This is a genomic window from Neorhizobium huautlense (assembly GCF_030811685.1).
Lineage (GTDB): Bacteria > Pseudomonadota > Alphaproteobacteria > Rhizobiales > Rhizobiaceae > Neorhizobium > Neorhizobium huautlense_A.
In genome coordinates, this window is record NZ_JAUSRF010000002.1 from 378,292 (window position 1) to 392,819 (window position 14,528).

The following is a 14,528-nucleotide window of genomic DNA, read 5'->3' on the forward strand; positions in this document are numbered from 1 at the left end:
GCCTTTTGTTTTCACATAATCAGAACTCAGCCGAGCTTGGAAACCAATGCCTTCAGGCCGTTCTCGACGGTCGGACGGATATCCGCACGCTTCAGGGCGAAGGCTACGTTGGCCAGGATGAAGCCATCCTTGGCGCCGCAGTCATAGGTTTCGCCGGTGAACTTGTAGGCCGCAAATTCTTGGGCTTTGGCAAGCGTCAGCATGCCGTCGGTCAGCTGGATTTCGTTGCCGGCACCACGTTCCTGGGTTTCCAGAATGTCGAACACTTCTGGCTGCAGGATGTAGCGGCCGTTGATGAAGAAGTTCGAAGGCGCGGTGCCCTTGGCCGGCTTTTCGACCATCTGGGTGATCTTGAAGCCGTCACCGACAGCGTCGCCGACGCCGACGATGCCATATTTGTGAGCCTGTTCCGGATCGCATTCCTCGACGGCGAGAATGTTGCCACCGGTCTTTTCGTAAAGCTCGACCATGCCCTTGAGGCAGCCCTTTTCGGCGGACATGATCATGTCGGGCAGCAGCACGGCAAACGGCTCGTTGCCAACGATATCACGCGCGCACCAGACGGCATGACCAAGGCCGAGCGGCGACTGCTGGCGGGTGAAGCTTGCCATGCCGGCCTGCGGCAGCATGTCGGACAGAATGGTCAGTTCGGCATTCTTGTTGCGCTCCTTCAGGAGCGATTCCAGCTCAAATTGAATATCAAAATAATCTTCAATAACGCCTTTGCCGCGGCCTGTGACGAACACGAGATGTTCGATACCGGCCTCGATTGCCTCATCCACCACATACTGGATAACGGGCTTGTCAACGACCGTAAGCATTTCCTTCGGCACGGCCTTGGTCGCGGGAAGGAAGCGCGTACCCATGCCTGCTACCGGAAATACTGCCTTACGAATCTTTTGGTGTCCCACTCATGCCTCCTAAAAGCACAGTCTGTTTTTCTGTCGGTCGCCCGTGAACCGGTCTCTAGGGATATATTTCAACCTTTTCGGGGCAATGACAGAGCGATGTTATGATGGTAAAGAATTTATTTATTCTGATGTTCTACATTGACCGTAACCCGGCCGCCATCACCGGTGAAAACCCTGACTGGAAGAACAACGGATACGCCGTCCATGACTATGACCAGCCCCCGTCGCTTTCAAGCGCTCGCTCTCTCGATGATCGCAGGCATGACGCTCGCGGTCACTCCGATACATGCTCAGGCAGACCAAGGTTTCAAGGCTTTTGTCGCAAATTTCTATGAGACGGCAGCCAAGAGCGGCATTACCCGCGCAACCTATAATAAAGCGTTTGCAGGCATCAGCACGCCCGATCAGGACGTGTTGCAGAAGGCGCAGTACCAGCCCGAATTCAAGTCTAAGATCTGGGATTATCTCGACAGCCGCGTGAACCCCTATACGGTCAAGATCGGCCGCGAGATGAAGGCCCGTCACGGTCGCCTGCTGAACGCCATCGAACGGCAGTTCGGGGTCGATCAGCACATCATTCTCGCCATCTGGTCGATGGAATCCAATTATGGCGCAGCGCTGGAAAACCCGGAACGCCTGCACCACGTGCCGCAGGCGCTGGCCACGCTCGCATGGGCGGACCCGAAGCGCTCGAAATTCGGCCGCACCCAGCTGATCGCGGCGCTGAAAATCCTGCAGGCCGGTGACGTGACGCCAAAACAGCTGACCGGCTCCTGGGCCGGCGCCATGGGCCACACGCAGTTCATCCCCACCAGCTACCTGCTTTATGCGGTCGATGCCGATGGCAACGGCAAGCGCGACATCTGGCATTCGATCCCGGATGCCTTGGCGACCGCTGCCAACCTGCTTGCCAAGAACGGCTGGACCTCGGGCAAGACCTGGGGCTACGAAGCCACCCTGCCGGCTGGTGCCGCCAGATACGAAGGCCAGACCAAGACCATCGCCCAATGGGCAGCGCTCGGTTTCACTCGCCCCAATGGCAAGGGTTTTCCACGCGGCGGTGACCGCGCGACGCTGAAGCTGATGGCGGGTTCGAACGGGCCGGCCTTCCTGATGATGAAAAACTTCTTCACCATCAAGAAATACAATGCGGCCGACAGTTATGCGCTCGCCGTTGGCCTTCTGGCCGACCAGATCGCCGGTTACGGTGGCATGCAGCAGCGCTGGCCGCGCCCGGCAGGTACGCTCGACATTACCGAAAAATTCGAGTTGCAGTCGCGCATGAAGGAGCTAGGTTATTACGACGGCGAGGTCGACGGCAATTTCGGCTCCGGTTCGAAGGCCGCCATTTCCGCCATCCAGAAGCGCCTCGGCATGCAGCAGGATGGCGAACCGTCGCATTCGCTGTTGAAGGCCATCCGCTGACATCACGATGCCATCATTATGATCGCAACGTTTTCTCTGGAACCGGGCTGCGGTCCATTCGCGGCCCGGAAGAAATGGACGGCAGGGACATGAAAGCTGCAGGGCTTGGCCTCGGAAAACGGCTGAAGACTTTTGGCACGCGGGGCATTCTCGTGATTGTGGCCATGATCACGGCCCTGCCGGAGTTCGTTGCGCCTGTCGCGGCTCAGGAGCGTCGTTATTATCTCGAGGACCGTCGTTACGAGCGCCCGCAACGGCGCACGCTGATGGACCTGTTCTTCAACGATCGGCGCAGGCGTGATCCGTCGGTGATCCAGATGGAACCTCGGCGAAAACGGCGTGCGGCGCCTGCCGCTGCGCCGCGCCGTCCTGTTCGCACGGCACCGGCCGTTGCGCCGGTGATTGCCGCCCCGCCGAAACCCGAACCCGTCCAGAAGCTTGAAAATGCCAAAAAGGTGCTGGTCGTCGGCGATTTTTTCGCCGGGCGGCTGGCCGGCGGGCTTGAAACGGCCTTTGCCGAAAATCCCGGCGTCATGGTGGTCGATCACGGCGAAACCGCGTCCGGTCTGGTGCGACAGGATCATTACGACTGGCCGCAGGCGCTGCCGGAACTGATTGCCAATGAAAAACCGTCGCTCGTCGTCGTGATGATCGGCGCCAATGACCGCCAGCAGATCGACAGCAATGATGCGCGCGAAAAATTCCGCACCGAGCGCTGGTTCGAAATCTACAAGCAGCGCGTCAACGAGTTCGGCCAGATTGCCCGCGACCACGATCTGCCGCTGCTCTGGGTCGGCCTGCCGGCCTTCCAGTCCGCATCCATGACGGCGGATGCGGTGACGCTCAACGGCATCTTTCGCACGCAGGCCGAAGAGATCGGTGGCGAGTTCGTCGATATCTGGGACGGGTTTGTCGACGAGGAGGGCAAGTTCATCGTCACCGGCTCCGACGTCAACGGCCAGCAGGTGCGCCTGCGCAGCGCCGACGGTATCAACATGACCGAGGCCGGGCGCCAAAAGTTGGCCTTCTACGTGGAAAAGGTCGCGCGGCGTTATCTCGGCGATGTTCCGCCGGTCGAAATGGTCAATCTCGACGGCAGCAACCTGCCGGCCCTGCCGGTGCTGCCAGGCACACCGATGGCCGCTGTGGTTTCCACCCAGCCGATTGCGCTGTCCGATCCGGACCTCGACGGCGGCAAGGATCTGCTCGGCGGCACTGCGCCGGCACCCGCCACGACGCAGTCACCGCGCGATCTTCTGGTGACGCGTGGAGAACTGCCGGAAGCGCCGGCCGGCCGGGTGGATGATTACCGGATCAACAAGGCGACGCAGTAAGCAGGGCACGCGCTCTGGCGGAAGCCACCGCATGATCGACCTTGTCGATAAAAGCCTGCGCGCGTGGGATGGCATCATGCAGATACTGATCCGGCCCCAGCATTTTGCGGCTGTTCAACTCCGCTGTGTCGAGCAGATCGAAATCGACGGTTTCGATTGAACAGCTCCATCCGGGATATCTCTTCGACCAGCCCTTGGCATGGTGCGCCAGCAACCGCTCGCGCAATGAATATCCATGGTAGTCAAAGACGATGACGCCATCCGTCACATAGGCATGTCCACCCGCAAAATCCTCGGCAGGAATGATGCGCTCCGCATGAAAACCGGGCAGCGGAGGCAAACGCAGAAAAGTGCCTGCCAACAATGCGCAGGCCCCATGCCCGAAGAAGATGCGATCGGGCAGGGCCCATCGCTTTTCCGGGTTCTTCTTGATGCCGCGCTTGAGGATGTACATGGCAATGAAGGTGCGGTGATTCCGCTTGTCCGTCAAACGATGACGGCAGAAAAAAACCTCTCGCCGTGAGCGAGAGGGCCGATATTCGATAACGAAGCGGCTGCGTTTAACGCGGCAGAACCGAAGCGCCCATCAGCGCCTCATCCACTGCACGTGCCACCTGACGGCCTTCACGGATCGCCCAGACGACCAGCGACTGGCCGCGACGCACGTCGCCGGCAACGTAGAGCTTGTCGATCGAGGTCTTGTAATCGCGATCGTTGGCAACGACGTTGGTGGAGCCGCGACGGTCGGTGTTGAGCGTCAGCTTGCCTTCCAGTTCGGAAACAACGCCGGTCTTCATCGGGCCGGAGAAACCGATGGCGATGAAGGCGAGATCGGCCTTGATGATGAAATCCGTGCCGGCGATCGGCTTGCGGCGTTCATCCACCTGGCAGCAGCGCACGCCGGTGAGAACACCATCTTCGCCGACGAATTCGAGCGTCGCCACCTGGAATTCGCGGTTGGCACCTTCAGCCTGAGACGACGAGGTGCGCATCTTGGTGGCCCAGAACGGCCAGACGGCAAGCTTGTCTTCCTTTTCCGGCGGCATCGGGCGGATGTCGAGCTGGGTCACTTTGACAGCGCCCTGACGGAAAGCCGTGCCGACGCAGTCCGACGCGGTATCGCCACCGCCGACAACCACGACATGCTTGGCACCGGCGAGGATCGGTTCAGCCGGCCAGCCGGTCGAGTCGATATTTTCACGGCCGACGCGGCGGTTCTGCTGCACCAGATACGGCATGGCATCGTATACGCCGTGCAGGTCGACGCCGGGAATGCCGGCCGGACGCGGAGTTTCCGAACCGCCGCAATAGATGACGGCATCGTGCTCAGCCATCAGTTCTTCCGTCGGCTTGTCGACGCCGACATTGACGCCGTAGTGGAAGGTGACGCCTTCGCCGGTCATCTGCTCGACACGGCGGTCAATGAAGTTCTTCTCCATCTTGAAGTCCGGGATGCCGTAACGCAGCAGGCCACCGGCCTTCGTCTCGCGTTCATAGACATGCACTTCGTGACCGGCGCGGGCCAGCTGCTGGGCAGCCGCCATTCCGGCAGGGCCGGAACCGATGATCGCGACCTTGCGGCCGGTCTTCACCGTCGCCGGCTGCGGCACGATGTATCCCAGTTCATAGGCCTTGTCGGCGATCGCCTGCTCGACGGTCTTGATGGCAACCGGCGCATCTTCGAGGTTCAGCGTGCAGGCTTCCTCGCAAGGGGCGGGGCAGACGCGACCGGTGAATTCCGGAAAGTTGTTGGTGGAATGGAGGTTGCGGATCGCCTCTTCCCACTTGTTGCTGTAGACGAGATCGTTCCAGTCGGGGATCTGGTTATGCACCGGACAGCCGGTCGGACCATGGCAATAGGGAATGCCACAGTCCATGCAACGGGCCGCCTGTTTGGTGACCTCGGCATCCGACATGGGGATGGTGAACTCGCGGAAATGGCGGATGCGGTCGGAGGCCGGCTGGTACTTCGCCACCTGCCGGTCGATTTCCATGAAACCCGTTACCTTGCCCATGCTTCTTTCCTTACCTGAACCGTCTAGACCACTCGTTTCAAAGTGGTCAGGTCAATCTTCGTCCCCCTTGGGGGTCTCTTTCGGCCAAGTCCCATTTTGCCATTCAACGAATGGATTGAACCGAGCCCATAACTCTTCCCTTGCCCACTCCTCGCCGGGAGAGATCGAGATCACACCGTCTCGATCCTGAAGAAGATCAACCTCTTCACCCACCAAGAAGAACTCTTCGGGAATGACGACCATCCGAACACCGTCTTTTCGGATGATCTTGCTTTTCATGTTGAGCGATACAGGACGCATCGGCACCTCCATCATCAGATCATCTCTGATACCATAAGGCGCCGACAGTTGAACTATTCCGCAGCCACGCCCATCCGCATGCGTTCCATTTCCTCAAGCGCACGGCGGTATTCGACCGGCATGACCTTGCGGAATTTTGGACGGTACTCGCCCCAGCGATCCAGGATTTCCTTGGCGCGGGTGGAGCCGGTGTAATGCATGTGGTTGGAGATCAGCTGATAGAGACGCTCCTCGTCGTGGCGGGTCATGTCTTCCGACACGTCCACACGGCCCTTGTGCTGGATATCGCCGCCGCGGTGGTGCAGCTTTTCCAGCATGTCGTCTTCTTCCGGAACCGGTTCCAGCTCGACCATGGCCATGTTGCAGCGCTTGGCGAAGTCACCGACTTCATCCAGCACATAAGCAACGCCGCCCGACATGCCGGCTGCAAAGTTGCGGCCGGTTTCACCCAGAACGACGACAATGCCGCCGGTCATGTATTCGCAGCCGTGGTCGCCCACGCCTTCGACAACGGCTATCGCACCCGAGTTACGGACGGAGAAACGCTCACCCGCCACACCACGGAAATAACATTCGCCCGAGGTTGCGCCGTAAAGCACGGTATTGCCGACGATGATCGAATTTTCCGCAACGATCTTCGAATTTTCCGGCGGGCGCACGATGATGCGGCCACCCGACAGCCCCTTGCCCACGTAGTCGTTGCCGTCACCGACGAGATCGAAGGTGATGCCGCGTGCGAGGAAGGCGCCGAAGGACTGACCGGCGGTACCAGTCAGTGTCACGCGGATCGTGTCGTCTTTCAGGCCCTTTTCGTTCCAGCGCTTGGCAAGCTCACCCGACAGCATGGCGCCGGCCGAACGATCGACGTTCTTGATCGAGGCTTCGAAAACCACCGGCTCCTTGTTTTCCAAGGCAGGCATGGCCTTTTCGATCAGCTTGCGATCGAGAATATCGTCGATCGGGTGTTTTTGGCGCTCGGTCCAGTAGGTGGCTTCCTTGGGTGCTTCCACCTTATGGAAGATCTTCGAGAAATCCAGACCCTTGGACTTCCAGTGGTCGAGCATCTCGTCCTTGGCGAGGAAATCCGAAGAACCGATGATTTCGTCCAGCTTGGTGAAGCCGAGCGATGCCAGGATTTCGCGGACTTCTTCGGCGACGAAGAAGAAGTAGTTGATGACGTGTTCCGGCGTGCCCTTGAAGCGCTTGCGCAGCACCGGGTCCTGCGTGGCAACGCCCACCGGGCAGGTGTTCAGGTGGCACTTGCGCATCATGATGCAGCCGGCAGCGATGACCGGAGCCGTTGCGAAACCGAACTCATCGGCACCCAGAAGCGCACCGATGATGACGTCACGGCCGGTCTTCAGACCACCATCCACCTGCAGCGCGATGCGCGAACGCAGGCCGTTCAGCACCAGCGTCTGCTGGGTTTCTGCAAGGCCGATTTCCCATGGCGAACCGGCATGCTTGAGCGAGGTGAGCGGCGATGCGCCCGTGCCGCCATCGAAACCGGAGACGGTGATATGGTCGGCGCGCGCCTTGGCGACACCGGCGGCAACCGTGCCGACGCCCACTTCGGACACAAGCTTTACGGAAATGTCGGAGGTCGGGTTGACGTTCTTCAGGTCGTAGATCAGCTGCGCCAGATCTTCGATCGAATAGATGTCATGGTGCGGCGGCGGCGAAATCAGGCCGACGCCCGGCGTCGAGTGACGCGTCTTCGCAACCGTCGCATCGACCTTGTGGCCGGGCAGCTGGCCGCCCTCGCCGGGCTTTGCGCCCTGCGCGACCTTGATCTGCAACATGTCGGCATTGACCAGATATTCGGTGGTCACGCCGAAACGGCCCGATGCGATCTGCTTGATGGCCGAGCGTTCCGGGTTCATCGAACCGTCGCGGCGCGGCAGGTAACGATCGCTTTCCTCGCCGCCTTCACCGGTGTTCGACTTGCCGCCGATCTTGTTCATGGCAATCGCAAGCGTGGTATGGGCTTCGCGTGAAATCGAACCGAAGGACATGGCACCGGTGGAGAACCGCTTGACGATCTCGACCGCCGGCTCAACCTCATCGACGGAGACCGGCTTGCGGCCAAGCTCTTCCGCAGACTTGATCTTGAAGAGACCACGGATGGTGTTCATGCGAACGGCGCTATCGTTGACCAGCCCGGCGAACTCGCGGTAGCGGTCCTGGCTGTTTCCACGCACGGCATGCTGAAGCGTGGCGACAACATCCGGCGTCCAGGCATGGCTTTCACCACGCATGCGATAGGCATATTCGCCGCCGATATCGAGCGTCGAGGCGAGAACCGGGTCCTTGCCGAAAGCCGACGTGTGGCGTTCCGTGGTTTCGCGGGCGATTTCGTCGAGGCCGATGCCGCCGATCGAGGAGGCCGTGCCGAAGAAATACTGCTCGACCAGTTCGGACGACAGGCCGACGGCATCAAAAATCTGCGCGCCGCAATAGGACTGGTAGGTGGAAATGCCCATCTTGGACATGACCTTGAGAATGCCCTTACCGACAGCCTTGATGTAACGATAGACCACTTCCTGCGCATCGACTTCCTTGGGGAATTCGCCGCGCATATGCATGTCGGTCAGCGTGTCGAAGGCGAGATACGGGTTGATGGCTTCGGCGCCATAACCGGCGAGACAGCAGAAGTGATGGATTTCGCGCGGCTCGCCGGATTCCACGACGAGGCCGACCGAGGTGCGCAGACCCTTGCGGATCAGGTGATGGTGCACGGCAGCGGTGGCCAGCAGCGCCGGAATGGCCATGCGGTCCGGGCCGATCTGGCGGTCGGAAAGCACGATGATGTTGTAACCGCCCTTGACCGCAGCCTCGGCGCGCTCGCAGAGACGGTCGAGCATTTCTGGCATGCCTTCGGCGCCACGCTCGATGGCGTAGGTGAAGTCCAGCGTCTTGGTGTCGAAACGGTCTTCCGTGTGGCCGATGGAGCGGATCTTTTCGAGATCGCCATTGGTCAGGATCGGCTGGCGCACTTCCAGACGCTTGGCGTTGGCCGCACCCTCATGGTCGAGAATGTTCGGGCGCGGGCCGATGAAGGACACCAGGCTCATCACCAGCTCTTCGCGGATCGGGTCGATCGGCGGGTTGGTGACCTGCGCAAAGTTCTGCTTGAAGTATGTGTAAAGCAGCTTGGACTTTTCCGACATGGCCGAGATCGGCGTATCGGTACCCATCGAACCCACGGCTTCCTGACCGGTGGTCGCCATCGGCGACATCAGGATCTTTGTGTCTTCGCGGGTGTAACCAAAGGCCTGCTGGCGGTCGAGCAGCGACACGTCACGGCGCAGCGCGCGCGGTTCAACCGGCTTCAGTTCTTCGAGGATGAGCTGGGTATTGTCCAGCCACTTGGAATAGGGGTGCTTGGTGGCAAGCTCGGTCTTCAGCTCCTCGTCGGAGATGATCTGGCCCTTTTCCATGTCGATCAGCAGCATCTTGCCCGGCTGCAGGCGCCACTTCTTGACGATGCTTTCCTCGGCCACCGGCAGCGTGCCGGCTTCGGAGGCGAGGATGATACGGTCGTCATCTGTGACGAGGTAACGGGCCGGACGCAGGCCGTTACGGTCGAGCGTCGCACCGATCTGCTTGCCATCGGTGAAGCAGACGGCAGCCGGTCCATCCCACGGCTCCATCAGGGCGGCGTGGTATTCGTAGAACGCCTTGCGCTCCTTCGACATGGACTGGTTGCCCGCCCATGCTTCCGGGATCAGCATCATCACGGCATGCGCCATGGAGTAGCCGCCGCGCAGCAGGAATTCCAGCGCGTTGTCGAAACAGGCCGTATCCGACTGGCCTTCATAGGAGATCGGCCAAAGTTTTGAAATATCGTCGCCGAACAGCGGCGAGGAAACCGAGGCCTGACGGGCCGCCATCCAGTTGACGTTGCCGCGCAGCGTGTTGATTTCGCCGTTATGGGCGACCATGCGGTAGGGGTGCGCCAGCTTCCACGACGGAAACGTGTTGGTGGAGAAACGCTGGTGGACCAGTGCGACGGCGCTTTCGAAACGCGGGTCAGCGAGATCCTTGTAATAGGCGCCGACCTGATAGGCCAGGAACATGCCCTTGTAGACGATGGTCGAGGACGACAGCGAGACCGGATAAAAACCCTGATCGACGCCACCGAACGCGTCATAGATGCGGTTCGAGATCACCTTGCGGATCAGGAAAAGCTTGCGTTCGAATTCGAGGTTGGTCGCGGCATCGCGACCGGCCCCGATGAAGACCTGACAGTGATAGGGTTCAGTCGCGGCAATTTCCGGCGCCTTGGAGAGTGAGGAATTGTCAACCGGCACATCGCGGAAACCGAGGAACTGCTGGCCTTCTTCGGCGATGACATCCTTCACGACCTGACGGTAATGTTCGATTTCTTCCGGCTTGCGCGGCATGAACAGGTGCCCGACGGCATATTCGCCGGCCTTCGGCAGGGTGACGCCTTGGCTCGCCATTTCCTCACGGAAAAAACGGTCCGGGATCTGCACCAGAATGCCGGCGCCATCGCCCATCAGCGGATCGGCACCAACAGCGCCACGATGCGTCAGGTTTTCGAGGATGAACAAGCCGTCCTTGACGATCTGGTGCGACTTCTGACCCTTCATATGGGCGATGAAGCCGACGCCGCAGGCATCGTGTTCGTTGCGCGGATCATAAAGACCTTGGGGCCCCGGAATGCCCGAGGCGACAAACGGAACGCTCTCCTCGTTTTTCACGGGCGTTACCGCCTGCAAACCGGAGATGTCGGCAATCGTCTTCGTCATGGTCATTCCTCCTGTTGGCCGCGAAAGGCGGCAAGGTGGCATCTGTTATTTCGGCAGAACGAGGCACGGGTGTCGCACATCATCCCAAAATTCATGCGACAGTTCTGACGTCACGCAACTGCGCCGCCCGGGCGAACCGCGACCTCTTAAAGAGGCAGCATAACCCGGATCGGCGCCAACGTCAGCGGTGAAACCGGCCTATCGCCGATCCGATTTCCCTGAAATAGGACAGTCTTTCTGACCTATTTCTCAATTTATATGCCACAGAAGTTAATGCTCCACAAGTGGCTGAAACAGGATTTAAACCGGACAAAAAGACACAAGAATACTGAAATCGCGTGGTGCAACGCAATAAAATTACCCAAATGCCGTCCGGCATTCAATTAGATTGCCAGATTGATAGGTCCGGGCGTGCTCAGGGGATTTTGGCTGCGTTAACGGCGCAGCGTCAGGCCGGCGCCGATCTGGACCGTTTTGGTCGGAGATGCGCCGGCGTTTTCCTCGTGCTCATAGGTCACGTCACCGGTCAGATCGAGATAACGGTTGAGCTGGTAGGTGATGCCGGCACCGAGTTCATATGTGCTCTCGTTGCTGCCGGAGGGGAAATCGCGCAGGGTCGTTGCGCCGGACAGGCGGGCAATCAGGTCGTTGCGCATCTGGTGCTGTAGGCCAGTGGAAAAGCGGTATTCCGCCCAGCCATTGGCGCCGGCGGCCGTTGCATCCTGCAATGTCGTGCGCAGGCCGAAATCGATATCGGTGCCGCGGCGGGGCGACCATGTGGCATTGCCGTCAAAGGCGACGGCGCCGAGATCGTCGAGGCGGGTGTCGTCATATTTGGCGAGGATGTAGCCGACGCCCAGTTCGCCGCGCAGCTTTTCGGAAAAATCGAATTCGACACCACTGCGGACGGCGTAATTGTTGGACGAACGCCGATAACCGGATGAATCGAAACGCTCGTCATAAACGGCACGACCGGCGGCTACTTCGAGGAAGGGAATGATGGCCGGCGACAGTTCGTAACCGACGCGCAGGCGGCCGTCGAAACCGGTGCGGTCGCGGTCGGACCGGCTGACGCTGGTGCCATCGGAAAGATCGACATCGCCATAAACAGAGCGTGCCACGGAGACGGCAGCCGTGCCGCGCATCACGCCGAAATCGCGCTGGATCGAGGCGCCGCCGCCAAAGCGCTGCACGGTCGATTGCGTGGCTGCGCCCGAAACGGCATTCGGATCGCTGTTGCTTTCGCGCTCCAGCGCATAATTGCCGGTGATATTGGCGATCGTGTCATTGGACAGGTCGAGCCGCAGATCGGTATCGATGCGGCCTTCCGGCTCGAAATCGGCGCTGTTGCTGGTGCGGCCGGAAAGTGTCTTTTCGAACGTGCCTTCGCCCGTCACCGTCAGCGCATGGCGCGACCAGTCGGACGACAGCGTGCCGCGAATGGCGGTGGAGAGATAGTTGCGGCTGGCCTTGCCGGCGCCGGTACGCTCCGTCTCGTGGTTGATGCTCTGGTTGACGCTGGGGCGCAGCGTGAATGTGCCGAGCCGCACGCCCATGCCGTCATCGGTGCGGGTGAGGGGATCTTCCACGCCGTCGCGGTTGAGTTCGGGCGGGTTGAGCGGGCCTTCGGCGGGCTGGTTGAGATCGAGTTCGGCGGCCTGCGCGTTTTCGTCCACCAGCCCCTGCTGGTCGGCTGCCTGCCGGCCGTTGAGCGGCTGGTTGGGGTCGTTCGCAGTATCGTCCTGAGCGTTCGGGTCGCCATGGGGATCGGTGGGGATCGAGTTGCCCGCGACCGGGCTGATGCCGTTGTTCGAGCCGAGCGCGCCGGTGGCCGATCTGCCCGAAGTGGCGGAGGTGCCGTATCCGGTGCCGCCATTGGCCGTGGTGGAATAGGCACTCGTGCGGGTGGTGGCGGTGCCGGGATAGGGTGCCTGGGCCATGAGCTGGCCGGGCGCAAGCACGGTCGAGGCAAGCAGCAGGAGCATCGGGCCGCGGCTCAGAGCCGGGCTGTTCTGCCATGTCGGGCGGGCAGGGCTTGAGGATGGTGCCGGGCTAGGCGTCACGACTGCGTGCGAAAACACCGCCCGCTGGCGGGGCGCTCCCGATCGAGCCTGTTTTCCTGTGCCGTACATCGCGTCGCCTGCAAGGGGTAGATATTATCCAATCCTAAAGCGCTATGGTTAATGATCCGTTGCTTATGTGTTGAGGCTTCTTGTGCGGCGATCCGCGCTTGCCGTTGCGATAGACAACAGATCGCAACGGCGCTACATGCACGCCATGACCCAGAACGCTGCCGAAACCACCGCTGCAACTGCATCTCAGGCCGATGTCATCGAATCCGCCTTGCGGACGGTCGCCTTTGAAAAACAGGGGCTGGATGCGCTGGAAGCGGCCTTGACCAATGGTTTGGAAAAGCCTTTTCGCAAGGCGATCGACGTCATCCTTGCAACGAGCGGCCGTGTCATCATCACCGGTGTCGGCAAGAGCGGCCATGTCGGCGTGAAAATGGCGGCAAGCCTGTCCTCCACCGGCACGCCGACCTCGTTTGTGCATGCGGCGGAAGCGGCGCATGGCGATCTCGGCATGATCGCTCAGAATGACGTGGTTCTGGCCATTTCCAAGGGTGGCGAAAGCGCCGAGCTGAAAAGCATCGTTGCCTATACCCGGCGTTTTTCCATTCCGCTGATCGCGCTCACCTGCAATGCGGGATCCTCGCTCGGTCGCGCTGCCGATGTCGTGCTGCTTTTGCCGGACGCGCAGGAAGCCTGCCCGCACGGTCTGGCGCCGACCACTTCGACGCTGTTGCAGATGGCATTCGGCGATGCACTGACCGTGGCGCTTCTGGAGGCGCGCGGCTTCACGCCCACCGATTTTCGCGTGTTCCATCCCGGCGGCAAGCTGGGAGCGAGCCTGATGCATGTGCGCGACATCATGCATACCGGCGACCGTGTACCGCTGGTCAGCCAGGGCACGCCGATGGTGGAGGCGATCACCGTTCTGTCGCACAAGCATTTTGGCTGTGTCGGCGTGCTGGATGAAGACGGGCGTCTGGCTGGCATCGTCACCGAGGGCGACATGGCGCGCAATCTGACGCGCAATCTTGGAGAACTGTGTGTCGACGACATCATGACCCGCCAGCCGAAAACGATCAAACCGTCTGTTCTGGCAACGGCGGCGCTGGCGCAGCTCAATCAGTACAAGATCGGTGCGCTGATCGTGGTCGACGATGATAATAGGCCGCTCGGGCTCATTCATTTCCACGACCTTTTGCGGATCGGCGTCGCCTGACGCCGATCGCATTTTCAAAATTCAGGCCTGCTCGACCGTCAGATCGCGCCCACTCGACGCGGTGACTTTTACGCGCGTACCTGTCGGCATATCAGGGCCCATCACGGTCCATGTCGTGTCATCGAGCTTGATGCGGCCACGGCCTTCGAGGATCGGTTCGGCAAGCGTGGCGGTGCGGCCCACAAGGCTTTCGCCGCGACGGTTGAGCCAGGGCTCGTCCGTCTTGGTGCCGCTGCCGCTGTAAAAACGGCGACCGGCCAGCGCGAAGGCAATCGACAGGGTGGCAAACAGCAGAAGCTGTACATGCCAGCCCCAGAAGCTGGTGTTCCACAACGCCAGCGACAGCGCGCCGAGCACGACGGCTGCCGCTCCGATCCAGATCAGGAAAAAGCCGGGCACGACCAGCTCGAGCGCGAGCAGGATAAGCCCGACGATCCACCAGCTCCACGGCCCAAAACTGTTCCAGAGTTCGATCACCAT

10 protein-coding genes are annotated in these 14,528 nt (G+C 60.6%); 3 read left to right on the forward strand and 7 right to left on the reverse strand.

The window, feature by feature from the left end; translation table 11 throughout:
* Positions 1 to 26 precede the first annotated feature (26 nt).
* On the reverse strand, positions 27 to 911 hold the full coding sequence (gene galU / locus J2T09_RS04400; protein ID WP_306831492.1) for a UTP--glucose-1-phosphate uridylyltransferase GalU: 885 nt from the start codon (positions 909 to 911) through the stop codon (positions 27 to 29).
* A 204-nt stretch (positions 912 to 1,115) separates the two neighbouring features.
* Between galU and J2T09_RS04405 the strand changes: the two genes are divergently transcribed.
* Both J2T09_RS04405 and J2T09_RS04410 read left to right on the forward strand, forming a co-directional pair.
* Entirely contained in the window at positions 1,116 to 2,336 is a 1,221-nt protein-coding gene (locus tag J2T09_RS04405) for a lytic murein transglycosylase (RefSeq protein WP_373458368.1), read from the forward strand.
* A gap of 89 nt (positions 2,337 to 2,425) precedes the next feature.
* Positions 2,426 to 3,670: an SGNH/GDSL hydrolase family protein gene (locus J2T09_RS04410; protein WP_306831494.1), complete on the forward strand. Its 1,245-nt coding sequence runs from the start codon at positions 2,426 to 2,428 to the stop codon at positions 3,668 to 3,670.
* On the opposite strand, the gene J2T09_RS04415 is transcribed toward J2T09_RS04410, so the two are convergent.
* The 5 genes from J2T09_RS04415 to J2T09_RS04435 all read right to left on the reverse strand — a co-directional run bounded on the left by J2T09_RS04415 (position 3,651) and on the right by J2T09_RS04435 (position 12,745).
* The gene (locus J2T09_RS04415; RefSeq protein ID WP_306831687.1) at positions 3,651 to 4,124 is read right to left on the reverse strand and encodes a hypothetical protein; all 474 of its coding nucleotides are present in this window, start codon (positions 4,122 to 4,124) and stop codon (positions 3,651 to 3,653) included. The genes J2T09_RS04410 and J2T09_RS04415 overlap by 20 nt on opposite strands.
* Before the next feature lie 106 nt (positions 4,125 to 4,230).
* The gene (locus tag J2T09_RS04420; protein WP_306831496.1) at positions 4,231 to 5,685 is read right to left on the reverse strand and encodes a glutamate synthase subunit beta; all 1,455 of its coding nucleotides are present in this window, start codon (positions 5,683 to 5,685) and stop codon (positions 4,231 to 4,233) included.
* Positions 5,686 to 5,736: 51 nt separating this feature from the next.
* Positions 5,737 to 6,000, reverse strand: coding sequence for a hypothetical protein (locus J2T09_RS04425; protein ID WP_306831497.1), 264 nt, complete (start codon positions 5,998 to 6,000; stop codon positions 5,737 to 5,739).
* A gap of 38 nt (positions 6,001 to 6,038) precedes the next feature.
* Positions 6,039 to 10,802 carry a glutamate synthase large subunit gene (gene gltB, locus J2T09_RS04430; protein WP_373458369.1) on the reverse strand — a complete coding sequence of 1,588 codons (4,764 nt, stop codon included), beginning with the start codon at positions 10,800 to 10,802 and terminating at the stop codon, positions 6,039 to 6,041.
* Positions 10,803 to 11,194: 392 nt separating this feature from the next.
* A complete protein-coding gene (locus tag J2T09_RS04435) occupies positions 11,195 to 12,745 on the reverse strand; it encodes an outer membrane beta-barrel protein (protein ID WP_306831499.1) in 1,551 nt (516 codons plus the stop codon).
* A gap of 292 nt (positions 12,746 to 13,037) precedes the next feature.
* On the opposite strand from J2T09_RS04435, the gene J2T09_RS04440 reads away from it, so the two are divergent.
* Positions 13,038 to 14,048, forward strand: a complete 1,011-nt coding sequence (locus J2T09_RS04440; protein ID WP_306831500.1) for a KpsF/GutQ family sugar-phosphate isomerase — start codon at positions 13,038 to 13,040, stop codon at positions 14,046 to 14,048.
* A 21-nt stretch (positions 14,049 to 14,069) separates the two neighbouring features.
* On the opposite strand, the gene J2T09_RS04445 is transcribed toward J2T09_RS04440, so the two are convergent.
* Complete coding sequence (locus tag J2T09_RS04445; protein ID WP_306831502.1) at positions 14,070 to 14,528, reverse strand: NfeD family protein; 459 nt, start codon at positions 14,526 to 14,528, stop codon at positions 14,070 to 14,072.

Excerpts from the sequence above, each read along its gene's own strand:
- J2T09_RS04405 (WP_373458368.1), top strand. The coding sequence starts at position 1,116 with ATGACTATGACCAGCCCCCGTCGCTTTCAAGCGCTCGCTCTCTCGATG.
- J2T09_RS04410 (WP_306831494.1), top strand. The coding sequence starts at position 2,426 with ATGAAAGCTGCAGGGCTTGGCCTCGGAAAACGGCTGAAGACTTTTGGC.
- J2T09_RS04415 (WP_306831687.1), bottom strand. The coding sequence starts at position 4,124 with ATGTACATCCTCAAGCGCGGCATCAAGAAGAACCCGGAAAAGCGATGG.
- J2T09_RS04420 (WP_306831496.1), bottom strand. The coding sequence starts at position 5,685 with ATGGGCAAGGTAACGGGTTTCATGGAAATCGACCGGCAGGTGGCGAAG.
- J2T09_RS04425 (WP_306831497.1), bottom strand. The coding sequence starts at position 6,000 with ATGATGGAGGTGCCGATGCGTCCTGTATCGCTCAACATGAAAAGCAAG.
- gltB (WP_373458369.1), bottom strand. The coding sequence starts at position 10,802 with ATGCCACCTTGCCGCCTTTCGCGGCCAACAGGAGGAATGACCATGACG.
- J2T09_RS04435 (WP_306831499.1), bottom strand. The coding sequence starts at position 12,745 with ATGCTCCTGCTGCTTGCCTCGACCGTGCTTGCGCCCGGCCAGCTCATG.
- J2T09_RS04440 (WP_306831500.1), top strand. The coding sequence starts at position 13,038 with ATGACCCAGAACGCTGCCGAAACCACCGCTGCAACTGCATCTCAGGCC.
- J2T09_RS04445 (WP_306831502.1), bottom strand. The coding sequence starts at position 14,528 with ATGGTGATCGAACTCTGGAACAGTTTTGGGCCGTGGAGCTGGTGGATC.